This window comes from Streptomyces sp. NPDC055254 (genome assembly GCF_053606025.1).
Window position 1 is genome coordinate 88,440 of sequence record NZ_JBSGQV010000002.1, and the last position, 24,454, is coordinate 112,893.

Consider the following 24,454-nt stretch of genomic DNA (forward strand, 5'->3'; position numbering starts at 1 on the left):
CATTCAGCGACCGAAAGGCGGCTGAATGCCCGGTTCCGCAGATAAGGAAACCCGGCGAAGATTGTCGTCGCGAGTAACCGCCGGGTACAGTCACGCCACTGCTCTCCTCCGGTGAACTTCGAGTTCCCGGCCACCCAGGCCCCCACTGCCGAGGCGAAAGAGAAGTTGGTGAACGACCGCCCCTCGTCGGGCCAGTATCCGGAACCCGGGTATGACGGCCTGACCACCACCACTTTCGCTGGTGACTCGGCCTATGTTTCCTATGAAACACAGGGTCAGGGGGTCAACTATGCGGCGTACGGCGCCTATGAGACCGGCGCGTACGACACCACCGCGTGGCTCCCGCAGGACGGTTACCTGCCCACGATCCCCACCCAAGGCGCCTTCGAGGACGCGACGGGCCAGTGGGACGCGAGCGCATGGAACACGGCGGGCACGGGCACGGACCACTCCGCCTACAGCGAGTACCAGCAGCCCGCCTCCTTCGACTACGACGCGTCCGCCGAGCAGACCGGCCACTGGGCGCTCCCGGGATACGGCACCACCGGCACCGAGACCGGCGCCTACGACGCCACCGCCTGGAACACCGTCGCCGAGGCCCCGGTCCAGCCCGAGAGCACCGGCTACGGGTACGGATACGGGTACGAGTACCGGCCCGCGGAATCCCAGCAGACCCAGCAGACCCAGCAGTCGGAGCAGCCCCAGCAGTCGGAGTACAGGCAGGACTTCGCGTACGACGCCACCTCCGCCGGCTACGCGTACGAGGCCCCCGCGCCCGCCTCCGACCCGGAGGGCGGTTACGCGACGGCGTACGAGCCCGACGCCTACAGCCGGACGGCCGTCTTCGAGGCCGTTCCCGAGGCGGGGCCCGAGCCGGGCGTGGAGGCCGAGCCGGGCGTGGAACTCGATGCGGTCGAGATCCACGACCTCCCCACCCAGATGGTCCCGGTGACCCCCGCGCCGCGGGCGAGCCGCCGCAACGCCCCCCAGCCGGGCGGCCGGGCCGCCGCGAAGGCGAACAGCAGCCGTCGCCGCACCCCGGCGAAGCGTTCCGCCCTGCTGACCGTGGCGGTGCCCTCCGCCTGCGTGATGGGCGTCGCGGGTGTCGCGGCCGCCTCCGTCGGCGGGCTGACCGGCACGGACAAGCCGTCGCAGGAGACCACCACGATGGCCGCCCCCGACCCGGCCTCGGTGAAGCCGGTCGCGGCGAACACCAAACTCGACACCCAACTGGCCGCGCTCAGCGCCGACGCGGGCGACTTCGCGGACCGCGCGAGCCGCACGCAGGAGCGCCTCGACCTGCACCAGCGCCAGGAGGAGGAGAAGAAGAAGAAGGCGGAGGAGGCCGCGGCGAAGGAGGCCGCCCGCCCCAAGTTCGCCCTCCCCGTCCAGCAGCAGGGACTCAGCGCCAGCTACGGCCAGGCCGGCGGCATGTGGATGTCCGTGCACACCGGCATCGACTTCCCGGTCTCATACGGGACCCCGGTCATGGCCGCCACCGACGGCACCGTGCGCACCCAGTACAACAGCGCCTACGGGAACATGGCGATAGTGACCGCCCCCGACGGCACCGAGACCTGGTACTGCCACCTCAGCAGCACCAAGATCCGCGGCGGCAAGGTCAAGGCCGGCGAGGTCATCGCGTACTCCGGCAACTCCGGCAACTCCACCGGACCGCACCTGCACTTCGAGGTACGGCCGGGCGGCGGGGCCGCGATCGACCCGCTGCCGTGGCTCCGCAATCACGGCCTGGACCCGAGCTGATCCGAGCCCGCACGACGCGGCTCCCCCCGCTCCACCACACGCCCCGTACGTGCGGAAGGCGCCTGCCCCGTGGGGCGGGCGCCTTCTCCGCTCACGGAGGGCGGTGCGCCGCTAGAGCTTCTGCACCGGCGCGTAGCGCAGCAGCAGCCGCTTCGGCTTGTCGTCCCCGAAGTCGATGGTGGCCTGCGCGTCCGCGCCCGCTCCCTGGACCTCCATGACGGTGCCGAGCCCGAACTGGTCGTGCGTGACCCGGTCTCCGACCACCAGCGCGACGACCGGCTTGTCGGTGGCCCGGCGCGTCGCGAAACCGGAGGGGCCCGCCTTGGTGCGCGAGGAGGACAGGAAGGACTCGGGCGAGGTGCCGAAGGAGGCCCTGCCGCCGCCCGATCCCGATCCGTAGCCCGACCCGGAACCGTAGCCCGCACTGCGCATCGGACCGGCCGGCTTCTGCGACGCCCCGGTGCGCTTCCACTGGAGGTACTGGTCCGGGATCTCCTCCAGGAACCGCGACGGCGGGTTGTACGAGGGGGTGCCCCAGGCGCTGCGCATCGAGGAGCGGGTCAGGTACAGCCGCTCGCGGGCACGCGTGATGCCCACGTACGCCAGGCGGCGTTCCTCCTCCAGCTCCTTGGTCTGGCCCAGCGCCCGCATGTGCGGGAAGACCCCGTCCTCCATACCGGTCAGGAAGACCACCGGGAACTCCAGGCCCTTGGCGGTGTGCAGCGTCATGAGCGTGATGACGCCCGTGCCCTCCGTCTCCTCGTCCGGGATCTGGTCGGAGTCGGCGACGAGCGCGACCTGCTCCAGGAACTCGGCGAGCGTGCCGGGACCGGCAGCGGCGCCGGTTGCGTCCGGGGCATCGCCCGCACCGCCCGCACCGCCCTCGGCCGTCGTGCCCTCGGCTGCCGCGGCCGCCCTGGCCTGCTCGAACTCCAGGGCCACCGCGGCCAGCTCCTGGAGGTTCTCGATCCGCGTCTCGTCCTGCGGGTCGGTCGAGGCCTGGAGCTCGGCGAGGTACCCGGTGCGCTCCAGGACCGCCTCCAGCACCACCGCCGGGCCCGCGCCCGAGTCGACGATGGTCCGGAGCTCCTCCATCAGCACGTTGAAGCGCTTCACCGCGTTCGTCGAGCGCGCGGCCATGCCGAAGGCCTCGTCCACGCGCCGCAGCGCCTGCGGGAAGGTGATCTTCTCGCGCATGGCGAGCGCGTCGATCATGGCCTCGGCGCGCTCGCCGATACCGCGCTTGGGCACGTTGAGGATGCGCCGGAGCGGGACGTTGTCCTCGGGGTTGGCGAGGACGCGCAGGTACGCGAGGACGTCCCGGACCTCCTTGCGCTCGTAGAAGCGGACGCCGCCGACGACCTTGTAGGGCAGCCCGACGCGGATGAAGATCTCCTCGAACACGCGCGACTGCGCGTTCGTCCGGTAGAAGATCGCGACGTCGCCGGCTTTCGCGTCCCCGGCGTCCGTCAGCCGGTCGATCTCGTCGGCGACGAACTGCGCCTCGTCGTGCTCGGTGTCCGCGACGTAGCCGGTGATCACGGCGCCGCTGCCGGCCTCGGTCCACAGGTTCTTGGCGCGGCGGTTCTCGTTGCGCTCGATGACCGCGTTGGCGGCGGACAGGATCGTCTGCGTGGAGCGGTAGTTCTGCTCCAGCAGGATCGTGGTGGCGTCCGTGTAGTCCTCCTCGAACTGGAGGATGTTGCGGATGGTCGCGCCGCGGAAGGCGTAGATCGACTGGTCGGCGTCACCCACCACGCACAGCTCGGCGGGGGGCAGGTCCGGGTAGCCGGTGCCCACCAGCTCGCGCACCAGCGTGTACTGCGCGTGGTTGGTGTCCTGGTACTCGTCGACCAGCACGTGGCGGAAGCGGCGCCGGTAGTGTTCGGCCACGTCCGGGAAGGCCTGGAGCAGATGGACGGTGGTCATGATGATGTCGTCGAAGTCGAGGGCGTTGGCCTCGCGCAGCCGGCCCTGGTACATCGCGTACGCCTGGGCCAGCGTCTTCTCGAAGCCGTCGGCCGCCTGGTCGGCGAAGGCTTCCTCGTCGATCAGCTCGTTCTTCAGGTTCGAGATCTTGGCGTTGAAGGACTTCGGCGGGAACTTCTTCGGGTCCAGGTCGAGGTCCCGGCAGACGAGCGCCATCAGGCGCTTCGAGTCGGCCGCGTCGTAGATCGAGAACGAGGACGTGAAGCCGAGCCGCTTGGACTCGCGGCGCAGGATGCGCACGCACGCGCTGTGGAAGGTGGAGACCCACATGGCGTTCGCGCGCGGGCCGACGAGGCTCTCGACGCGCTCCTTCATCTCTCCGGCGGCCTTGTTGGTGAAGGTGATCGCCAGGATCTGGCCGGGGTGGACCTTCCGCGCGGACAGCAGGTGTCCGATGCGGTGGGTCAGCACCCGGGTCTTCCCGGAACCGGCACCGGCCACGATGAGCAGCGGGGAACCCGCGTGCACCACGGCCGCGCGCTGCTGCTCGTTCAGCCCGTCCAGGAGCGCCGCCGGGTCGATGACGGGCCGCGGGGCGCCGTCCCGGTAGTACGCGTCCCCGGTCATGGGCACGTCGAACCGGCCCTCGAAGAGGTCGTCCGCGCTCGCCTCCGGGGCGGCGTGGTCCTCGGGCGGCGGGGGGACCTCGTCGGAGGGGGTGAGGTCCGCCAGGAAACTGTCGTCAAAGAGGCTGCTCATCGCTCTCCGAGTCTAGAGGGCGGGACGGACAGCCGGTCCCGGCCCGGAGAATCCCCTGCCCCGAACCTGTCCGGGGCCGGCCCGTACGCTCGACGGCATGGACGTACTGATCAATGTCTTCGTGGGCCTGCACATCATCGGGATCGCCTCGCTCCTCGGCGGGTTCCTGACTCAGATGAAGGCGATGGGCGCGGGCACCGCGCGGTTCACCCCGGCCATGCTGCACGGCGCGCTCACCATGCTCGTCACCGGTGTGCTCCTCGTCGGCTTCAACGAGATGGACGGCTCCGGCGTCAACAACGTCAAGATCGGCGTGAAGCTCGCGATCCTCTTCGTGATCCTCGCCCTCGTCTACGTGAAGCGCGACGAGGAGCGGGTGGAGAAAGCACTGTTCGGAGCGGTCGGCGGACTGACCGTGGTCAATATCTTCATCGCCGTCCTCTGGGGCTGATCCACACCGGTCCCGAGCGGCCATCTCCGGTCGCATCGAGCCACTTGCGATCATCTCGTCATCCGCCCGTTACCCACGGGTCTAGCGTCCTCCTCCAAGCACCGAGTGAGGAAGGACGTGAGGCCCTCGTGGCCAGTCACCGAAAGCCCAGGCAGCGCCCGCTCTCCGGCGGTACCGTCAGGACCGCCACCACCCTCGCCCTCGCGGGCGCTGCCACCGCGACCGTCTTCGAAGGCATCTCCCAGGCCGACCCGCAGCTCACGGCCTCCCAGGTCGGCGCGGAGGTGGACCGGCTCTACGAGGAGGCCGAAGCGGCGACCGAGCGGTACAACGGGGCGAAGGAGAAGGCCGACGAGGCCGAGCGCGCGCTGACGGGACTGCGCGCGGAGACGGCCCGCAAGACCGAGCAGCTGAACTCCGCGCGCGGCACGCTCGGTTCGATGGCCGCGTCCGAGTACCGCAGCGGTTCCCTGGGCACCGCCGTCCGGCTCGCGCTGGCCGAGGACCCGCAGCAGTACCTCGACCAGGCCTCCTTCATCTCCCGCGCCGGGGACCGCAACGCGGCCGGGATCACCACCGTACGGCGCCGGCTCGACGAGGTCGCGAAGCTGAAGGAGCAGGCCGCCGGAAAGCTCGCCGACCTCCGTTCCCGGCAGGACGAACTGGCCGAGCACAAGACCTCGGTCGAGGGGAAGCTCGCCACCGCCAAGCGCCTGCTGGCCCGGCTGACCGCCGAGCAGCGGGCCGCCTACGAAGCCCGCTCGGCCGGCGGGCCCGCCGCGGGTGCGGCCGCCGCGGCCCCCGCCGCCGCGCCAGGGTCCACGCCCCCGCCGCCGTCCGACGGCTCGCGCGCCGCCCGCGCCGTCGCCTTCGCGCACGGCGCGATCGGGAAGCCGTACGTGTGGGGCGCGACGGGTCCCGGGTCCTTCGACTGCTCGGGCCTGACCCAGGCGGCCTGGCGGGCGGCCGGGGTCTCGCTGCCCCGCACCACCTACACCCAGATCAACACGGGCCGCCGCGTCGCCCGCGACCAGCTGGCCCCGGGCGACCTGGTGTTCTTCTACTCCGGAGTGACCCACGTGGGCCTGTACATCGGCGACGGCCGGATGATCCACGCCCCCAGGCCCGGCTCGACGGTCCGGGTGGCCCCGATCGACTCGATGCCGTGGGCCGGCGCCTCCCGCCCGGCGTGAGCGCCGCTACGGCGCCTTGACCTTCTGGCTCAGCCAGCCGAAGGTCTGCGGCAGCTGCTTCGACCACGAGTCCAGGTTGTGTCCGCCGGTCACCTTCTCCGCGTGGACCACGGTCGGGTTCTGGGCGATCGCCTTGAGGTCCATGCCGGACAGGTAGCCGTCCTGCTCGGCGCCCGACATCCACAGCGCGACCGCCGGCGGCGTCGGCGCGGCCTGGAGCAGGGCCTTCAGATTGTGGGTCCGGCGCAGCTCCGGGTCCTGGGCGACCAGGGAGGAGGGCTCCTGACCGGGGTCGTTGTACCCGGAGAGCGAGACGGCGGCGCTGTAGCGGTCGGGGTGGGAGATGGCCAGCTTGGCGGCGCAGTACGCGCCCGCCGAGTATCCGGCCACGCCCCAGGTGCGGGCGTCGTCCGACGCCCGGAAGTTGTCGACGACCATCTTGCGGACGTCGACGCTGAACCAGCTGTCCGCGTTGACCTTGCCGGGGAGGTTGGCGCAGCCGCTGTCGCCGTTGCCGACGAGCATGGCGCGGGGGGAGACCAGGATGAACGGCTGCACCTTGCCGCTCTTCATCAGCGGCTCCAGCACCTCGTGCGCCTTGACGCCCTGGAACCAGGACTTCCCGGTCCCCGGTATGCCCGGGATCAGTTCGACGACGGGGAACTTCTTGTCCTTGTACGCCGGGTCGTCGTACTGCGGCGGCAGCCACACCATGACCTCGCCCTTGACGCCGGAGATCTTGCCGTCGAGCTCGGTCTTCCGCACCCCGCCGGGCACGCCCTCCACCGGCCGGAACTCCTGGCGCACCTTCGGCTGCGCCTCCGCCTTCTTCCCGCCGAGCCCGTCCGGGCCGAGGTCGGGCGCGGCCGTGACGTAGGTGCCGGTGCCGAGCAGGTCACCCCAGGAGGTGTAGAAGTTCATCTGCCGGTTCAGCCCGACGAAGACCAGCGCGATGGCGGTGACCTGGGCGAACACCACCATGAGGACGCGGGTCGCGCCGCGTGCGACGGCAGGTCCGCGCACCTTGCTCCACAGGGGCAGGGGCAGGAGAACGGCGAGCGCGGTCAGCACGATCGCCGTGACGAAAAGGGGGGTCCCGGTCAGGCTCATCACGCAGACCTAGAGTACGGGGCGTCTCGGCCGGGTTCCCCCGCCCCCCTGCGGCGTGGATCACACCGTAGGGGGGCGGGCCGGACCGGAGCGCCGCCGCAGCGGCCGGGTTCAGACCAGGCGGCGGGCGGTCGCCCAGCGGGTCAGCTCGTGCCGGTTGGACAACTGGAGCTTGCGCAGCACCGCCGAGACGTGCGACTCGACCGTCTTGACCGAGATGAAGAGCTGCTTGGCGATCTCCTTGTACGCGTACCCGCGCGCGATCAGCCGCAGCACCTCGCGCTCCCGCTGGGTGAGGCGGTCCATGTCCTCGTCCACCGGCGGCGCGTCCGTCGAGGCGAAGGCGTCGAGCACGAAGCCCGCGAGCCGCGGCGAGAACACCGCGTCCCCGTCCTGCACCCGGAAGACCGAGCGCACCAGGTCGGTCCCGGTGATGGTCTTGGTGACGTACCCGCGCGCGCCGCCCCGGATGACTCCGATGACGTCCTCCGCCGCGTCGGACACGGACAGCGCCAGGAACCGCACCGGGTTCACGGCGGCCGCCATCAGCGGGGCGCAGCGCCGCAGCACCTCGACCCCGCCGCCGCCGGGCAGGTGCACGTCGAGCAGGACCACCTCGGGGCGGGTGGCGGTGATGACGGCGACGGCCTGGTCGACGTCGGCGGCCTCGCCGACGACCTCCACTCCGGTCCGCGCGGTCTCGCCGATCTCGGCCTGGACGCCCGCGCGGAACATCCGGTGGTCGTCGACGAGCACCACCCGCACGCGCCGGGTCTCCTCGGCGCCGCCGCCGCTGTCGCTCTCGTTCGTGCCAACGTCCTCGGTCATGCTGCGTTCGCCGCCCTCTCCATCTCCAGCTCGACTTCCGTGCCGCCGTCGGGCGCGGACCGCAACCGTGCGGTCCCGCCGTTGCGCTGCATCCGGCCGATGATCGATTCTCGTACGCCCATGCGGTCGTCCGGTACCGCGTCGATGTCGAAGCCGGGTCCGCGGTCGCGTACGGACACGAACACCGTCCGGCCCTCCACCTCCGCGAAGACCTGCACGGGCCCGCCCTCGCCACCGTACTTGGCGGCGTTGACCATCGCCTCACGCGCGGCCTGGACCTGCGCCGCGAGCCGTTCGTCCAGGGGGCAGTCGCCGACGACCACGACCTCGATGGGCACGCCGTGGTGGTCCTCGACCTCGGCGGCGGTCTTCTTGACGGCCTCGGCGAGGGTGTCCGGCTCCTCGGCCTCGTCCTTGCCCGTGCCCTCGGGCTTGTACAGCCAGTTCCGCAACTCCCGCTCCTGGGCCCGCGCGAGGCGGCGGACCTCGCCGGCGTCCTCCGCGTTGCGCTGGATCAGGGTGAGGGTGTGCAGGACGGAGTCGTGCACGTGGGCGGCGACCTCGGCGCGCTCCTGGGCGCGGATGCGCATCAGGCGCTCCTCGGACAGGTCCTGGGTCATCCGGATCAGCCAGGGGCCGGCGAGCAGGGCGACGCCGACGAGGACGGCGAGGGTGGCGGTGAGGACGTTGCCGAGCTGTGCCGCGGAGCCGCGCACGACGATGAAGACGGTCAGCCCCACGCCGACCAGGGCGACTCCGGCCAGCGCCCGGGCGGCCTGGAGCAGCCGCCCGTGCCGTCCGGCGGCCGCGCTCCAGTGGGCGCGGCGGGCGTTGTCGGCCTGCCGCCACACGAGGACGACACCGGCCCCGACCAGCAGCGTCGGCCACACGTACCGGCCGGACTCGCCGCCGACCTGCACCTTGGAGATGAAGATCCCGGCGCCGATGAACAGCGCGATCAGTGCCGTGAGCTGCCCCCGGTCGGGCTTGCGCAGCCGCCGGGTGCCGTCGGGGAGGGTCTCGAAGTAGGTGCGGTGCCCGGCCCGGCCGCCCACGCCGAGCGGTACGAACACCCAGAACGCGGCATACAGCAGCACGCCCAGGCCGTCGCCGAACATGAACAGGCCGAGGAAGGCCAGCCGGACCCAGATCACGGGCAGCCCGAGGTGCCCGGCGAGACCGCGCGCGACACCGCCGAGCATCCGGCCGTCGGCGCTGCGGTAGAGCTTGCGCGGCGGTGCGGGCTCCAGTGGGGGTTCCGGTGCGTGCGGAACACGGGACGTGGCTGCGGGCATGTCACCGATGGTCACACGCGCGGACCGGGCCGGGCATCAGGGCCTCCCCCCAGTTCCGTCGGGGGGATATCAGGGTTGCGCCAGGGTCGGGCCGGATGCCGCGGCCGGTCGCGGCCGGTCACCATGGACCCATGACCGAAGTACACGAGGCGCCGCCGGCCGGCCCCGGCGCGCACAGGCCGCCGGCGGACCGGCCGCCGCTGCGCCGCAGCAAGAGCGACAAGGTCCTCGCGGGCGTGTGCGGGGGCCTGGGCCGGTACTTCGACCTCGACCCGGTGGTCTTCCGGGTCGTCCTCGGTGTCCTCGGGGTCACCGGCGGCGTCGGCCTGATCTTCTACGGCTTCGCGTGGCTGCTGCTCCCGGTGGAGGGCGAGGAGGACAGCGAGGCGAAGAAGGTGCTGACGGGCCGGGTCGAGGGCGCCACGCTCGCCGCGGTGTTCGCCGCGCTGGTGGGCTGCGCGCTGTTCCTCTCGATGATCGACAACGGCGACCTCGCGATCTTCTCCGTCCTGGTGGTCCTCGGGCTCGGCGGGGCCGCGTACTGGTCGCAGCGGCGGCGGCAGACCGCGGACCCGCAGGCACCGGTTCCCGACCCGCAGCGGCCCGCGCACTCCCCCGCGCCGCCGGAGACGAAGGCGCCGCCGGCCCCCGGCGGTCCGTCCTGGTGGCGCGACCCCCTGGTCAAGGACGGCACCACGGGCCCGGTCGGTGCCACGGGATACCTGTGGGGTCCGGACGACGCCGTCGCCGGCGAACGCCTCCCGGCCGCGGACAGGCTGGTCCCGGCCGCGCCGGGAGCCCGCCCGCCACGGCCCCGGCCGCGCGGCGGCATCGGCGGCCGGGTCTTCCTGCTGGCCCTGCTCGCCGGATGCGCGGGCACCGCCGCCGACTGGGAGGGCCGGCCGCTGGGCGAGGCCCTGCAGACCGGGCTGGCGGCCGCGCTGGTCGTCTTCGGGCTGGGCCTCGTGATCAGCTCGCTGTTCGGCCGCACCGGCTTCGGCACGGTGGTGTGGGCGGTGCTCACCTCCGCCCTGCTCGCGGTCGCGGCGGTACTGCCCCGCGACATCGCCACCGACTGGGGACGGGTCGAATGGCGCCCGGCGGCGGTCGCCGAGGTCCGGCCCGTCTACGAGGCGGGCACGGGGCTGGCCACCTTGGACCTGAGCCGCCTGGACGTGCCGAGGGGCACCACCGTGGCCGTGGACGCGTCGATCGCCGCGGGCCGGCTGAAGGTGGTCGTGCCGCGCGAGGTCACGGCCGAGGTCGACGTCACCATCCGCCGGCTGGGCGACGTACAACTGCCCGGGGACCGGGCCGACCGGATCGAGCACGCGGGCGAACAGAACCGGCGGGCGACCCTGCCCCCGGCGGCCGGCACGGAAGCCGGCGGGACGATCGAGCTGCGCCTCGGCGCGGGTGTGGGACAGGTGGAGGTGGCCCGTGCGGCGTCATGAGTTCCAGCCCGGCAGGATGGTCGCGGGACTGTCCCTGCTGCTCGCGGGCGTGCTGTACCTCCTCGACAACTCCGGGGAGGTGGACCTGCCGTGGTTCGCCGTCGTCCCCCTCGCCGTGGGCGGGCTGTCGCTCGCCGCCCTGGTGGGGCTGGTGACCTACGCCGTCCGCCGCGACAAGCGCAGCCGCGACCAGACGCGGGCGTCGAGCGACAGGTAGGGCGCCCCGGCGAGGACGAACGGAGTCCAGGCCATCAGGTAGGCCAGGTCGTTGCCGTAGTAGTACGGGGTCACCGCCCACGACACGGTGAGCCACAGGCTGAGCGAGATCAGCGCTCCGCCGAGGGCGGCGATCCGGGTCAGCAGGCCCACCAGGACTCCGAGGCCGACCAGGATCTCCGCGACGGCGAGGAACACGGCGAAGGCGACGGGGGCCTTGAGCGCCAGGTCCACCAGGGCGGGGATCGCGGAGGTGTCGCGCACCCCGCGCATCAGGTCGCCGATGGAGCCGTCGCCGGAGACGGAGAGGAAGGCGGAGTCGGTCAGCTTGTCCACTCCGGCGTACACGAAGGTCACACCGAGGAAGATCCGCAGGGGGAACAGCGCGTACCGGGCGGCGCGGGCGCGCAGACCTTCGTGCGACCGGGCGGAATCAGCGAGCAGCACATCGGTTCGAGTCATGAGTCATATGTATCCCCATCATTCGGCCACGTCGATGGTGCATCGGTTGGATTCCACTCCTGCGGCGGTCACCACCTGGATCTCGATCCGCCCCGGTTCCACCTCGGCCGGGACCGGGACCGTCAGCACGGCGTCGGAGGGGTTGGTGAACCCGCCGGCCACGGGGACCAGCGGTACGTGCACGTGCACCGGTCCGATCCGCACCACCAGCCGGGCCAGCATCTCCGGTGTCTGCGCACCGGGCGGTACGAAGCCCACCCCCCGGATCTCGATGTCGTCCCCGGGGCGGACGGCGGCGTCCAGGTCCCCGGGCTCGCGTCTGCGGACCACCGACAGCACCAGCGGGCGGGTGCCCTCCGCGTACTTCGACGCCAGGTACACGGCGGCGGACAGCGCCACCAGTAGGGCCAGCGACCAGGGCAGCCGGGGCAGCTGGTCGGGGAAGCGGGCCAGCGACACCGCCGCGTAGGCCAGCACCACCGTGGAGACGAGCACGTACTGCGCGTCCGGGAAGCTGCCCCGGCCGGCGTCGTCGGTCAGCAGGTCCGCTCCGCGCGGCCGGTCCGCGGGGAGCTTCTGGAGCCGCTGGCCCATGATGCGTACGCACACCACCCGGCGGACCAGGACCGCCACCCCCGACGTCAGGGCGACCACCGCCAGCAGCGGCAGCGCCCGGTCCAGCGCCAGGCCCGCGTACAGGGCTTCCCGTTCGGGGCCGGGTACCGAGGCCGCGAGCCGCACCGCGGGCAGCAGGGCGGCGAACGCCGTCAGCACCACCCAGGCGCTCGGCACGGCCTTCGAGGTGGACAGCCGGTTGTCCTCGCCGACCAGCGGGGCCAGCAGTCCGCCGCGCAGCGACTGGGCGCGGGCCGCGACGGTGAGCAGCCCGGCCAGCAGTGCGGCGGCCAGCAGTGCGGCGGTCCGGGCGGTGGACCAGCCGGTGCCCAGCGCGGTGCCGACCTGGACCAGCAGCAGGATCCCGGCGGCGATCCACACGGCGAGCACGACCCGGCGCGAGAACAGGTACAGCCAGGAGTTGCCGGCCTCCCGGCCCCGGTCGGCGACCGTGCGGGCCGACAGGGTCAGTTCGTCGGAGACCCACTGGCGGGAGGCGCCGAGGGAGTGGGCCACGGCGGCGGGCACTCCTTGCCCGGCGGCGAACTCGTCGCGCTTCTCCAGGAACGCGGCGACGGCGCGGCGGTGCCCCTCGCGGGCGCCGTGCGGGCAGTCGTCGCAGGTACAGCCGCCCGCGTGGGTACTTCGGGAGATCTCTTGGACAGCCACGAACGTGCCGCCTCTCTGAACTACGGTGCGATGCCAGCGAATTGTGCACCACTGCGGCAGTGCTCCGGATTGCGCACGATGTCAGAGCAGGTGATTAACGGTTCATGATGTTGACGCCACCCGCTGTGACACCTCAGGGGGTGCTTCCGGGGGCGGCCGCCGCGGCGCCTCCCGCGCGGCCCGCCGGGCCACCCGCTCTCCGTGCGGCTGGTAGTTCACCCAGGCCGCGAGATCGGTGCCGAAGCGCTCCCTGGCGGCGAGCGCGGCCCGGTGCTCGATGAGCACCGGCTTCCCGGCCGCCCGCGCGATCAGCTGCACCTGCGCCGCCCGCTCGGCCGCGAGGAACCACCAGGCCGCCGCGTCCACCGAGCCGCCGACCGTCAGCAGCCCGTGGTGGCGCAGGACGAGCGCCTTGTACGGGCCGAGCGCGATCCCGATCCGCCGGCACTCCTGAGGGTCGGGGGCGCCGCCCGTGTACTGGTCCAGCAGCGCGTGGTCCTCGTAGAAGGCGCAGGCCTCCTCGGTGATCGGGGCGAGCAGTTCGCCGAGCGCGGCGAGCGCCCTGCCGTAGGGGGCCTGCGTGCGGACCACCGCGACGACCTCGGGGCGGGCCCGGTGCACGGCGGCGTGCACGGCGAAGGCGGCCTGGTTGACCCGCCGCTCGCCCAGGACCACCCGGCCGTCCCCGTCGACGAGCAGCAGGTCCTCGGCGCCCAGTTCCGCGAAGGACCGCCCGAAGGGGTTCACCCAGTAGCAGTCCTCGAACTCCGGGTCGCGCGCGGTGACGTGTCCGCAGACCCCTTCTTCGTAGCCCAGCCCGCCGAACAGCCGCAGCGCGCCCGCCAGCCGCTCCTTGCGGTACGCGCGCTCGTCGGCGGGGTCGGAGTGGACCGGCGGCATCTCGAACCGCAACCGGTCCACGGGGACCGGTGCGGGCGCGGCTGCGGGCCCGGTTGCGGGCTGGTCCGGCATGGCCCCTCCTTCGACTCCTGTGACGGCTCGGCTCCTGCGACGGCTCGGCTCGGCTCGGCTCGGCTCGCGGCGCAAGGTACCGGCGGCGGGCCGAGGAGAACAGAGGAACGACGAAGCCGCCGCCCCGGACAGCGGGCGGCGGCTTCGGTTCGTTCGGGCGGGGACTACTCCCACTCGATGGTGCCCGGCGGCTTGCTGGTGCAGTCGAGGACCACGCGGTTCACGTCCGCCACCTCGTTGGTGATGCGGGTCGAGATCCGGGCGAGCACCTCGTACGGCATGCGCGTCCAGTCCGCGGTCATCGCGTCCTCGGACGAGACGGGGCGCAGCACGACGGGGTGGCCGTAGGTGCGGCCGTCACCCTGGACGCCGACGCTGCGGACGTCCGCGAGCAGGACGACCGGGCACTGCCAGATCTCCCGGTCCAGGCCGGCCGCGGTGAGTTCGTGGCGGGCGATGGCGTCCGCCTCGCGCAGCAGGTCCAGGCGCTCCTTGGTGACCTCGCCGACGATGCGGATGCCGAGGCCGGGGCCGGGGAAGGGCTGGCGCTGGACGATCTCGTCCGGGAGGCCGAGCTCCTGGCCGACCATCCGGACCTCGTCCTTGAACAGCTGGCGCAGCGGCTCGATGAGTTCGAACTCGATGTCGTCGGGGAGACCGCCCACGTTGTGGTGGGACTTGATGTTCGCGGTGCCGGTGCCGCCGCCGGACTCGACGACGTCCGGGTACAGGGTGCCCTGCACGAGGAAGGCCACGTCCGCGCCGCCCTCGGCGATGATCTCGGCCTGGGCCTGCTCGAACACACGGATGAACTCGCGGCCGATGATCTTGCGCTTGGCCTCCGGGTCGGAGACGCCGGCGAGCGCGTTCAGGAAGCGCTCCTGGGCGTCGACGACCTTCAGCTGCACGCCGGTGGCGGCGACGAAGTCCTTCTCGACCTGCTCGGTCTCGCCCTTGCGCATCAGGCCGTGATCGACGTACACGCAGGTCAGCTGCGAACCGATGGCCTTCTGGACGAGCGCGGCGGCGACCGCGGAGTCCACGCCGCCGGAGAGGCCGCAGATGGCGCGCTTGTCGCCGACCTGCTCGCGGATGGCCGCGACCTGCTCCTCGACGATGTTGCCGGTGGTCCAGGTGGGCGCGAGGCCCGCACCGCGGTAGAGGAAGTGCTCCAGGATCTGCTGGCCGTGCGTGGAGTGCATCACCTCGGGGTGGTACTGCACGCCGTACAGCTTCTTCTCGTCGTTCTCGAAGGCCGCGACCGGGACGACGTTGGTCGACGCGGTGACGGAGAAGCCCTCGGGGGCGGCGGAGCAGGCGTCGCCGTGGGACATCCACACCGACTGGTTCTCGGGGGTGCCCTCGAAGAGGGTGGAGCCGGCCTTGGAGACGGCGAGCGGGGTGCGGCCGTACTCGCGCGCGCCGGTGTTGTCGACCTGGCCGCCGAGGGTGACCGCCATCAGCTGGAAGCCGTAGCACATGCCGAAGACGGGGACGCCGGCCTCGAACAGGGCGCGGTCCATGGTGGGCGCGCCCTCCTCGTAGACGGAGGAGGGGCCGCCGGAGAGAATGATCGCCTTGGGGTCCTTGGCCAGCATCTCGGCCACCGGCATCGTGCTGGGGACGATCTCGCTGTAGACCCGAGCCTCGCGGACGCGACGGGCGATGAGCTGGGCGTACTGGGCGCCGAAGTCGACGACGAGGACCGTGTCCGGGGCGCTGTCGTGGGCGGCGGAGGGTGCTTCTGGCACGGGACGGCCTTCCGGCGGAAGAGGTGGCTGTTTTGTCGATTCTAACGGGGGACGTGGGACCGGTTTCGTCTCACCATCCGAACCGGGTTGGCCGGGAGGGGGACGGACGGCAATAATCCGTTCCATGCGCAAGCAGCTGAGCTTCCTCTTTACCTATGGCACCGGCCGGTCCGGTCGCCATGGGTCATCGTGATGCTCGCTTGAGCCGCTGACTTCCCAGAGCGCCCCGGTCCGACAGGACCGGGGCGCTCCGCGTTTTCCGGACCTGCGGGCCCCACCCGACAGGAGACCGACCATGACCACGACCGCCACCACCCCCGAGCAGCTGATCGCCGACTCCCGCGAGCGGATCGACGCCCTCGACGACCGGATCATCGGTCTGATCCAGGAGCGGATGGCCGTCTCGACGGTCATCCAGGACGTCCGCATCTCCACCGGCGGCCGCCGGGTGCACCTCTCGCGCGAGATGGAGGTGCTCTCGCATTGGAGCGACGCTCTCGGAAAGCCCGGCACCACGCTCGCGATGACCCTGCTGGAGCTGTGCCGGGGCCGCGTCTGAGAGCGGGCCCGCGGCCGTCGGGCGCGGGACGCGGTCGGGCGCTTCACTGCGTGACGGAGGCCACAGCCCGGCGGCGCGCGTTCCGGTACAACCATCCGTGCGGACCGCCTGTCACTCATGTACCGCGGCCGGTACCGCGCTCGGAGGGGGAGCGCGGTACCCGCCCGGCCGTCCGCAGCGAGGCGCGAGGTCTCAGAGGTCCCGCTTCGGCGGGACCTCCGGGACACCGAGGAACGGCAGCCGCAGGGCGCCGAAGGCCTCCTTCGGGACCGCCGGGGCGACCGGTTCGACGGCGGCGAGACGGACGTAGGCCGCGCCCTGTCGCGGGCGCGGGTCCCGCTCGCCCTTGTTCGGCCAGTACGACATCGCCCGCTCCGCCTGCGCCGTGATCGTCAGCGACGGGTTGACCCCGAGGTTGGCGGAGATCGCCGAGCCGTCCACCACCGAGATGCCCGGGTGCCCGTACAGCCGGTGGTAGGGGTCCACCACGCCCTCCTGCGGCGAGGCGCCGATCGGGCAGCCGCCGAGGAAGTGAGCGGTCAGCGGGGTGCCCATCAGCTCGCCGATGTTGCTGCCCGCGAAGCCGTTGATCTCCTCCGCCAGCAGGGTCGCCGCCTGTGTGGCCTCGGCGATCTGCACCGGGTTGGGGGCGCCGTGCCCCTGCCGGGCGGTGAGCAGGCCCTTCCCGATCCCGCCGGGTTTGCGGTAGGTCGTCAGGGAGTTGTCCAGCGACTGCATGACCAGGCCGATGATGGTCCGCTCCGACCAGCGCCGGTTGGACAGCGAGCGGGCCAGCTGGAGCGGGTGGCGGACGGTCCTGGCCAGCCAGGCACGCACCCGGTGCGGGCCGTACGGCACCTGGAGGACGGTCAGGAACCCCATGGCGTTGGAGCCCTTGCCGTACCGGACCGGCTCGATGTGGGTGTCGGCGTTGGGGTGCACGGACGAGGTGATCGCCACGCCCCGCGTGAAGTCGGTCCGCCCCTGGCCCCCGTGCCGCTCGCGGTAGCGGCGGTCGTCGGTCTGCGCGCCGACCAGGCCCTCGGAGTTGGTCCGGGTCAGCTCGCCGAGCCGCTCCGAGAGCCGCGGCAGCTCGCCCCGGTCCTTCATGGTGTGCAGCAGGGTCTGCGTGCCGTACGTGCCCGCCGCGACGACCACGTACCGGGCGCGCAGCACCTTGGCCCGGCCCTTGCGGCGGCCGTCGGTGGGGACGGTACGGACGCGGTGGCCGCCGTCCGGGTGCTCGGACAGTGCCGTGACCGTGGTCATCGGGTGGATGACGGCGCCGGCCCGCTCGGCCAGGTACAGGTAGTTCTCGCCGAGGGTGTTCTTCGCTCCGTGGCGGCAGCCGGTCATGCACTCGCCGCACTCGGTGCAGGCCCTGCGGGCGGGGCCGGCCCCGCCGAAGTAGGGGTCGGGGACCTCGTCCCCCGGCCGGACCCGCCGCCCGCCCTCGGCGTCTTCCCCGTCGCCGAAGAAGACGCCGACCGGGGCCATGTGGAAGGAGTCCGCCGCGCCCATCCGCGCGGCGGCCGCCTTGAGGTGGACGTCGGAGGGGGTCAGGGTCGGGTTGAGGCGCACCCCGAGCATCCGCTTGGCCTGCTCGTAGTAGGGGGCCAGTTCTCCGCGCCAATCGGTGATGGACGCCCACTGCCGGTCCTCGAAGAAGGCCGCCGGCGGCACGTACAGGGTATTGGCGTAGTTGAGCGAGCCGCCGCCCACGCCGGCGCCCGCGAGCACCATCACGTTGCCCAGCAGGTGGATCCGCTGGAGCCCGTACAGGCCGAGGGCCGGGGCCCACAGGTAGTTGCGCAGGTCCCAGCTGCTCTTGGGCAGGCTCTCACGGGTGAAGCGGCGCCCTGCCTCCAGGACGCCGACCCGGTAGCCCTTCTCCGTGAGGCGCAGCGCCGCGACCGACCCCCCGAAGCCGGAGCCGACGACGACGACGTCGTAGTCGTACGGGGTGCCGTCGTCGTCGCTGTCGCTCTCGCTGTGGTGCTCGTACGACACAGGTACCCCTTAGCGCAGTCGGAGGGCCTTCATGACCTTGAGGCTCCGGGTCATGAACGCCGCGTACTTCTCGTCGTCCATGCCCAGCGAGGGCGCCATCGGGAGCAGGCGCTGGTGGGCGATGGTCTGGGCCTCGGTGTACTTGAGGATGCCCTCGGAGCCGTGGCGGCGGCCGAGGCCGGAGTCCTTCATGCCGCCCATGGGCGCCTGGGCGCTGCCGTAGGCGGGGGCGTAGCCCTCGTTGATGTTCACGGTGCCGGTGCGCAGGCGGGCGGCGACGGCGTGGCCCCGGCGCGCGTCCTTGGTCCAGACGCTGGAGTTGAGCCCGTAGGCGGTCGCGTTGGCGTCCGCGACGGCCTGGTCCTCGTCGGTGAAGCGGTAGATGGAGACGACCGGGCCGAAGGTCTCCTCGCCGCACACGGCCATCGGGGACTCGACGCCGTCGAGGATGGTGGGCTCGTAGAACAGCGGGCCGATGTCGGGGCGGGCGGTGCCGCCGGCGACCAGGGTCGCGCCCTTGGCGACGGCCTCGTCGACGTGCCGCTGCACGGTCTCCAGTTGGCGCTCGCCGACCAGCGAGCCCATGTCGGCCCCGTAGGCGAGGGAGTTGCCGAGGCGCATGGCCCTGGTGCGGGCGGCGAACCGCTCCACGAAGGCGTCGGCGATCGAGGCGTGGACGTAGAGCCGCTCGATGGAGATGCACAGCTGCCCGGCGGAGGAGAAGCAGGCGCGGACGGCTCCCGCCGCGGCCTTCTCGATGTCGGCGTCGTGCAGGACCAGCATGGCGTTCTTGCCGCCGAGTTCGAGGGAGACCCCGACGAGGCGGTCGGCCGCGCCGCGGGCCACCTCGCGGCCGGTGCGGGTGGAGCCGGTGAAGGAGACGTAGTCCGCGTGCCGGACCACCTCGGGGCCGACGACGGGGCCCTCGCCGAGGACGATCTGGAAGACCTCGGCGGGCAGACCGGCCTCGATCAGCAGGTCACGGGCCCACAGGGCGGTCAACGCGGTCTCGGTGTCGGGCTTCATGACCACCGCGTTGCCCGCGACGAAGGCCGGCAGGGCGTCACCGACGGACAGTTCCAGCGGGTAGTTCCAGGGGGCTATCTGCCCGACCACCCCGCGCGGTTGGCGCAGCTCGGTCACCTTGGTGAGCGTCGGCATGGCGCCCGGGTGGCCCTTGGGCCGCAGGTACGAGGGGGCCTTGCGGCCGTAGTGGCGGGCGGCGACGGCGACCGCCTGGACCTCCTCGTGGGCGTGCAGGCGGGCCTTGCCGGTCTCCAGCTGGATGAGGTCGAGGACCTCGGACTGCCGGGCGAGTACCAGGTCGTGGAAGCGGAGCAGTACGGCGGCCCGCCCGCGCACCGGTACGGCGGCCCAGGCGGGCTGTGCGGCGCGGGCCCGGTCGAAGGCCTCGGCGACGTCCTCGGGGGTGGCCTCCGGCAGCTCCGCCAGCCGGTCCCCGGTGAAGGGGGTGTGGTTGGCGGTGCGTCCGGAGCCGATCACGCCGCGGGTCAGCCGGGCGACCAGGGCGGGGGTCACCACGTCGGCGGCGGTGCGCGCACCGGCCGGGGCCGGTGCGACCGGGTTGGTGGGCTCCGGTGCGGTGCGGAGGGGGGCGGCGGTGGCCTGCGAGTCCGTCATGGCGGTGAGCGTATTGCGCCCGGAAGCCTTTGGGTACCCGTCGGTAACCCGATTTTGCCATTTCCGCCAGTGATCGCTGGCAGGATCGGCCGGAACGGCCGGATCAGCCCGCCGCGCCGGCCGGCTGCCAGCCGCTGAGCACGATGTCGAACTGCTGCCGCGTCCTGTCCCAATCGGCGGCGGGGCTCGACATGTACACCGCGTACTCGGTGCCGTCCGGGGCGACGTACATCTGCTCGATGGCCCGCCGGGGCCCGGCGAGCGTCCCCTTCTCGGTCCAGGTGAAGTCCCACAGCGCGGCCCGGGTGCTGTCCCGGAAGGTGTTCTGGTTCAGCCGCTGCCGCTTGTACTCCGCCCGCTTGCGCACCTGCTTCTCCAGGTCCAGCAGGTGCACAAGCGGATTCTCGTAGTCCGGGGTCTTGTCGATGGCGATCCGGATGAAGTGATCGCCGTGGTCCGGGGTGTAGTCGATCTGGTCCCCGTTCACCTCCCGGCGCCAGCCCTCGGGCACGAAGAGGGTGAACCCCTCCTTGTCGGTGACCTCGGCCCAGCCGGCCGGAGGCCCGGCCTGCGCGGACTTCCCGCCCTCGTCCGACTGCCGGTCGGGCGTGGACACCGTCTTGTCGGAACTGCCGCCCTTGTCCGTCTCTCCGATGTACCTGAGCACCCCGAACACACCGCCGCCGCCGATCAGCGCCGCCACCAGGGCGACGGCCGCGGCGCGCTTGACCCGGCCGGCGGCCGGGTGCGCGGGTACGGACGCGGTCGCGGGCCCCGGCTGCTCGGGGAGCGCGGCCGTGCCGCCGAGTTCCGCGCGCCCGGTGGGTGCCGCGGTGGCGCCGGACCCGGCGGGGGCCGCGGCCGGCGCCGCGCCGGCGGGAGCGGCGGCGGGCGGCTCGGACGGGTCCTGCGCCGTCGCCAGTTCCGCCGGGGTCACCGCGCGCGTCGGTACGTACGCCTGCGCCGCCTTCGGCTCCCGCCCCTCCATGGCCTCCAGCAGCATCCGCTCGGCCTCCGCGGCCGAGGGGCGCTCCATCGGAGCCTTGCGCAGCAGGGCCGTGATGACCGGCCCCAGGGCGCCGGACTGGCGCAACGCCGGCATCTCGTCGTTCACCACGGCCTGCAGGCTGGAGATGGGCGACGTGCGGCGGAACGGCGAACGGGCCTCCACCGCCGTGTACAGGGTGGCGCCCAGCGACCACAGGTCCGAAGCCGGGTCGGGCACGCCGCCGGTCACCCGCTCCGGGGCCAGGTAGTCGATGGAACCGACGATCTCACCTGTGCGGGTGATGGAGGAGTCGCCCTCGATCGCGGCGATGCCGAAGTCCGTGAGCAGCACCCGCCCGTCCTTGGCGAGCAGGACGTTGCCCGGCTTCACGTCCCGGTGCAGCACGCCGACCGCGTGCGCGGCCCGCAGGGCGCCCAGCACGTGCAACCCGATCCGGGCCGCCTCGCGCGGCTCGATCCGCCCGGCCGCCTTGGCGGCCTCGGCGAGCGAGGGACCGTCGATGTACTCCATGACGATCCACGGCCGGTCGTCGTGCTCCAGCACGTCGTGGACCGTGACGACCGCGGGGTGCTGGATCCGGGCCGCCGCCCGGGCCTCCTTCTGGGTCCGGGCGTGCATGACGTCCCGATCGGCCTGGGAGACGTACAGACCCGCCGTCAGTTCCTTGACGGCCACCGTCCTGTGGAGGATCTCGTCGTGCGCGCGCCACACCTTGCCCATGCCGCCGCGGCCGATGGGCTCGACGAGCCGGTACCGGCCCGCCAGGACGGCACCCCCACCTGTCTGCTGTTCCACTCCACCCCGCCGCTCTCCGCACTTCAGGCCAGATTACGGATCCTGCGGGCGCTGCCGGAACCGCACGGGCACCGAATGGCAGCACTGTGACGCAATCGCCGTACTGATATGGCGTCAGCGGGCACTCAGCCCCCCGCACGGTAACTCGCCGTGGCCTTTTCGAAGACCTCGGTGACCTTGCCCTCGTCGTCCTGCGGGCCCGTCACGACCACGACGTGGTAGCTGCCGCCGAGGGCCACGACGAAGTTGCGGGCGACGACGTTGCGACCGGTGCCGTCGATCCACGTGTACTTGCCGGTGGCACGCAGTTGCTGGCCGACCTTCGTGCTCTTGACCTCGCTGACGGTGGACCAGGTCGATGTCCGGTACGGGGTGAGTTCCGGCTCCTTGTCCTTCTGGTAGGCCGCCGGGTCCGGATTGCCCTCGACCTTGTCCCGCCCGGGAACGACGGTCAGCACGAACTGCCCGTCGGTGTAGCGCACCTGGCCGGACTCGTTGATGCCGCGGCGCTCCCAGCCGTAAGGAACGGCGATCTCGAAGTGCTCCGGGTCCTGCTGCGTGGTGTACCCCTCGGGGGCGGGGGCGGCCGGCGGGGAACTGGGCCCGGGGGCCGGCGTGGTGAGGGTGCTCTGCGGCGCCGGCTTGGACTCGGGCGTGCCGGCGGGGGTCCGGGAGGGTTCTTGGGAGGGGGCCTGCCGCGTCGGCGTGCCGGCAGCGCCGCCGGGCCGCGCGGGCGCGCCGGAGCGCGGCATGAACAACATCGCGTACGCCACCGCCCCCGCCAGCAGGACCAGGATGGCGACCAGCAGCATCCGGCCCAGGGCGCGGGGCGCGCGGGGCTTGCGGGAGGGCGAGGGGTTGCGGTGGCGTCCGTGCAGGTCGCCGCGCCGGCGTACGACGGGCAGCCGGGCGGGATCGGGTTCCACCGGCGGGAGCAGGGCGAAGCCGGCGTCCGGCTCGGGGGCGGACCGCACGAGCGAGCGGAGCCAGCCGCGGAGCTCCTCGAAGTCGGGTCGCTCGGTGGGGTCCTGGCGCAGCAGCGACTCCACGACCGGACGGAGCGCTCCGCACTCCTCCGCGAAGGCGGGGGGCTCGGCGCAGACCAGCTCGACGAGCTCGGCGACGCTGTCCTCGGGGTACGGGGCATGCCCCTGGACGGCCCGGTACAGCAGGGCGCCGAGCGCCCACAGGTCGGTGGCGGGCCCGACGGGGGGCGCCAGCTGCCAGTGCCCGTGGACGGGACCGGCGGCCTGCTCGGGCGCCCACCGCTCGGTGACCGCCCCGACCACCGCCATCCGCGTCTGCCGCGCCCGCTCGGCGTCGAGCCCGGTCCGCGGACCGCCCCGACCGTCCCCGGCGGGCCCGGCCGGGGACGACGACTGCTCCCGGCCCGCGCCGGGGACCGTACCGGTGGCGTGGGCGCCGGGGTCGGAGCCGGGTCGCGGTTCCCACGGGCCTCGGCCGTCGCCGGGGCCGGGCGTCGCGTCGGCGAGCGGTAGGTGCGGGCGGGGCCGCGCGTGGTCGAGCGCCGCGGCCGGACGTCGGGGCGCGTCCGGGGCGCCCTGCCACGGGGTCGCCGGGTCCGGGGGCGCGGGCCGAGGGCGGTCGGCCGGAGGTTCGGCCTGCTGGTAGCCCTGCGGCAGGGCGAGTTGCGCGGGCAGTCCGGTCGCCGGCTCGGGCTGCGCGGGTGCGGCGGGCGGCTCCCCCGCGTCGTGTGCCGGGAAGCCGGACTCCGGCTGCGGCCGGACCGGTGCGAGCGCGTCGGGGCGCGGGGCGGCGCCGTGCCGGGCGGCGCCCCCGCTGTCCGGGCCGCCGTACGGGTACGAGTACCCCTGCGGGAGGTTCGACCCCTCGGGCCGCGGCTCCGGCCCGGGGTCGCTCCCGGTCCTGCGCTGCTCGGTGACCCGGGCCGCGGCGGCCCTGGTCCCCGCCCGGTACGCGGCGACGGCTCCGGCCCGCGCCGCGGCCTTGAGGTCGGGCCGGTCCTCGGGGCTCTCCCGGGGGTGGTCGGGCGTGATGTGGTCCCGGTAGCGGGGCCCGGTGTCGTACCCGGGAGCCACCAGCGGTGCGTATGCGGGCGGCTCCGTCGCCTCGGGGTGCTCCTGTCCGGGCCCGGTACGGACTTCCTGGCCCCGGGGTCCGGCACCGGCCGGGGGCCCCGCCTCGGGTGAGGTGTGGGGTCCGGTCCGGGGCCGGCCCTGGGCCCATTGCTGCGGCTGGGACCGGGACCCGGAATCGCTCCCGTACCCGTACTCGGCCTCGTCCGGTCGCACGGCGAGCTCCGTTCCGGGCCGCCGCGCCGCCCCCGGCACGGGACCGTCGTCACCCCACCCGCCGCCCCCGCCGGAGCCGAGCGCCGCCCCCGGTACGGGGTCGTACCCGCACAGGGCGTCCTCCGCCGCGCCGGCCGCCAGGCCCGTCAGCATCACCCGGCCGTCGTCGCAGACCAACACCGTGCGGACGGTGATGTTCCGGTGGGTCCAGCCGTGCGCGTGCAGCACCCTGAGCGCCGTCAGGACGTCCGCCGCGACCTCCGCCGCCCGGTACGGGCTCATCGGCTCGTCGGCGATCAGCGCCGCCAGCGGTCGGGCCGGCACCAGCTCGCTCACGATCCACAACGAGCCGCCCTCGGCGAACACGTCGAAGACCTGGTCCAGTCGGGGGTGGTCCGGGATCGCGGCCGCCGCCTGCGCCGCGTCGATCGCGCGCCGCACGGCCGGCAGGTCCGCCGGGGAACGCCGCCCGGCCGCCGGGGCCCGGTGGCCGTCCAGCAGCTCGGCGTCCACCACTTCCGGCAACGGCACCTGGCGCACCAGGACTTCCTGCCCGCTGCGCGTGTCGAAGGCCCGGGTCTCGACGAGCTCGTGCTCGTCCGACGGCGGCAGCGGCAGACGGTAGCGGTGGGCCAGGATCCGGCCCGCGTAGTCCTCCACATCGCCTCCCCCGGGGTGCGGTGGGGTCCCCCGCGGCCC

18 protein-coding genes are annotated in these 24,454 nt (G+C 73.1%); 6 read left to right on the forward strand and 12 right to left on the reverse strand.

The window, feature by feature from the left end; genetic code table 11:
- Positions 1 to 111: 111 nt before the first annotated feature.
- Positions 112 to 1,764, forward strand: a complete 1,653-nt coding sequence (locus ACWFQ8_RS02600) for a M23 family metallopeptidase (protein WP_453784370.1) — start codon at positions 112 to 114, stop codon at positions 1,762 to 1,764.
- 111 nt (positions 1,765 to 1,875) lie between these two features.
- On the opposite strand, the gene pcrA is transcribed toward ACWFQ8_RS02600, so the two are convergent.
- Positions 1,876 to 4,452 (reverse strand): DNA helicase PcrA, encoded by a 2,577-nt coding sequence (pcrA, locus tag ACWFQ8_RS02605; protein WP_453784371.1) that lies wholly within the window; start codon positions 4,450 to 4,452, stop codon positions 1,876 to 1,878.
- A gap of 97 nt (positions 4,453 to 4,549) precedes the next feature.
- Here pcrA and ACWFQ8_RS02610 point away from each other — a divergent pair, with 97 nt between their 5' ends.
- Complete coding sequence (locus tag ACWFQ8_RS02610) at positions 4,550 to 4,903, forward strand: hypothetical protein (RefSeq protein WP_384543369.1); 354 nt, start codon at positions 4,550 to 4,552, stop codon at positions 4,901 to 4,903.
- A 128-nt stretch (positions 4,904 to 5,031) separates the two neighbouring features.
- Positions 5,032 to 6,096, forward strand: coding sequence for an NlpC/P60 family protein (locus ACWFQ8_RS02615; protein WP_453784372.1), 1,065 nt, complete (start codon positions 5,032 to 5,034; stop codon positions 6,094 to 6,096).
- A gap of 6 nt (positions 6,097 to 6,102) precedes the next feature.
- On the opposite strand, the gene ACWFQ8_RS02620 is transcribed toward ACWFQ8_RS02615, so the two are convergent.
- The 3 genes from ACWFQ8_RS02620 to ACWFQ8_RS02630 form a co-directional block, all read right to left on the reverse strand.
- On the reverse strand, positions 6,103 to 7,206 hold the full coding sequence (locus tag ACWFQ8_RS02620) for an alpha/beta hydrolase (RefSeq protein WP_453784615.1): 1,104 nt from the start codon (positions 7,204 to 7,206) through the stop codon (positions 6,103 to 6,105).
- A gap of 111 nt (positions 7,207 to 7,317) precedes the next feature.
- On the reverse strand, positions 7,318 to 8,034 hold the full coding sequence (locus ACWFQ8_RS02625; protein WP_453784373.1) for a LuxR C-terminal-related transcriptional regulator: 717 nt from the start codon (positions 8,032 to 8,034) through the stop codon (positions 7,318 to 7,320).
- Positions 8,031 to 9,329, reverse strand: a complete 1,299-nt coding sequence (locus tag ACWFQ8_RS02630; RefSeq protein WP_453784374.1) for an ATP-binding protein — start codon at positions 9,327 to 9,329, stop codon at positions 8,031 to 8,033. The genes ACWFQ8_RS02625 and ACWFQ8_RS02630 overlap by 4 nt, the downstream gene beginning before the upstream one ends.
- 131 nt (positions 9,330 to 9,460) lie before the next feature.
- Here ACWFQ8_RS02630 and ACWFQ8_RS02635 point away from each other — a divergent pair, with 131 nt between their 5' ends.
- Together ACWFQ8_RS02635 and ACWFQ8_RS02640 are read left to right on the forward strand one after the other, a co-directional pair.
- Positions 9,461 to 10,783, forward strand: a complete 1,323-nt coding sequence (locus ACWFQ8_RS02635) for a PspC domain-containing protein (protein WP_453784375.1) — start codon at positions 9,461 to 9,463, stop codon at positions 10,781 to 10,783.
- Positions 10,770 to 11,000, forward strand: coding sequence for a hypothetical protein (locus ACWFQ8_RS02640; RefSeq protein ID WP_453784376.1), 231 nt, complete (start codon positions 10,770 to 10,772; stop codon positions 10,998 to 11,000). The genes ACWFQ8_RS02635 and ACWFQ8_RS02640 overlap by 14 nt, the downstream gene beginning before the upstream one ends.
- On the opposite strand, the gene ACWFQ8_RS02645 is transcribed toward ACWFQ8_RS02640, so the two are convergent.
- The 4 genes from ACWFQ8_RS02645 to guaA all read right to left on the reverse strand — a co-directional run bounded on the left by ACWFQ8_RS02645 (position 10,940) and on the right by guaA (position 15,468).
- The gene (locus ACWFQ8_RS02645) at positions 10,940 to 11,461 is read right to left on the reverse strand and encodes a DoxX family membrane protein (RefSeq protein ID WP_453784377.1); all 522 of its coding nucleotides are present in this window, start codon (positions 11,459 to 11,461) and stop codon (positions 10,940 to 10,942) included. The two genes, ACWFQ8_RS02640 and ACWFQ8_RS02645, sit on opposite strands and share 61 nt — an antisense overlap.
- A gap of 18 nt (positions 11,462 to 11,479) precedes the next feature.
- Positions 11,480 to 12,745 (reverse strand): hypothetical protein, encoded by a 1,266-nt coding sequence (locus ACWFQ8_RS02650; RefSeq protein WP_453784378.1) that lies wholly within the window; start codon positions 12,743 to 12,745, stop codon positions 11,480 to 11,482.
- A 102-nt stretch (positions 12,746 to 12,847) separates the two neighbouring features.
- The gene (locus ACWFQ8_RS02655) at positions 12,848 to 13,717 is read right to left on the reverse strand and encodes a class II aldolase/adducin family protein (protein WP_453784379.1); all 870 of its coding nucleotides are present in this window, start codon (positions 13,715 to 13,717) and stop codon (positions 12,848 to 12,850) included.
- 164 nt (positions 13,718 to 13,881) lie between these two features.
- Entirely contained in the window at positions 13,882 to 15,468 is a 1,587-nt protein-coding gene (guaA, locus tag ACWFQ8_RS02660; protein WP_453784380.1) for a glutamine-hydrolyzing GMP synthase, read from the reverse strand.
- 295 nt (positions 15,469 to 15,763) lie between these two features.
- Between guaA and ACWFQ8_RS02665 the strand changes: the two genes are divergently transcribed.
- Positions 15,764 to 16,027, forward strand: a complete 264-nt coding sequence (locus ACWFQ8_RS02665) for a chorismate mutase (protein WP_453784381.1) — start codon at positions 15,764 to 15,766, stop codon at positions 16,025 to 16,027.
- Positions 16,028 to 16,219: 192 nt separating this feature from the next.
- Here ACWFQ8_RS02665 and ACWFQ8_RS02670 read toward each other — a convergent pair whose 3' ends face one another.
- The 4 genes from ACWFQ8_RS02670 to ACWFQ8_RS02685 form a co-directional block, all read right to left on the reverse strand.
- Positions 16,220 to 18,037, reverse strand: a complete 1,818-nt coding sequence (locus tag ACWFQ8_RS02670; protein WP_453784382.1) for a GMC oxidoreductase — start codon at positions 18,035 to 18,037, stop codon at positions 16,220 to 16,222.
- Positions 18,038 to 18,046: 9 nt separating this feature from the next.
- Positions 18,047 to 19,678, reverse strand: coding sequence for a succinic semialdehyde dehydrogenase (locus ACWFQ8_RS02675; protein ID WP_453784383.1), 1,632 nt, complete (start codon positions 19,676 to 19,678; stop codon positions 18,047 to 18,049).
- A gap of 103 nt (positions 19,679 to 19,781) precedes the next feature.
- Entirely contained in the window at positions 19,782 to 21,482 is a 1,701-nt protein-coding gene (locus tag ACWFQ8_RS02680) for a serine/threonine-protein kinase (RefSeq protein ID WP_453784384.1), read from the reverse strand.
- 125 nt (positions 21,483 to 21,607) lie between these two features.
- Positions 21,608 to 24,415, reverse strand: a complete 2,808-nt coding sequence (locus tag ACWFQ8_RS02685) for a hypothetical protein (protein WP_453784385.1) — start codon at positions 24,413 to 24,415, stop codon at positions 21,608 to 21,610.
- Positions 24,416 to 24,454 lie beyond the last annotated feature (39 nt).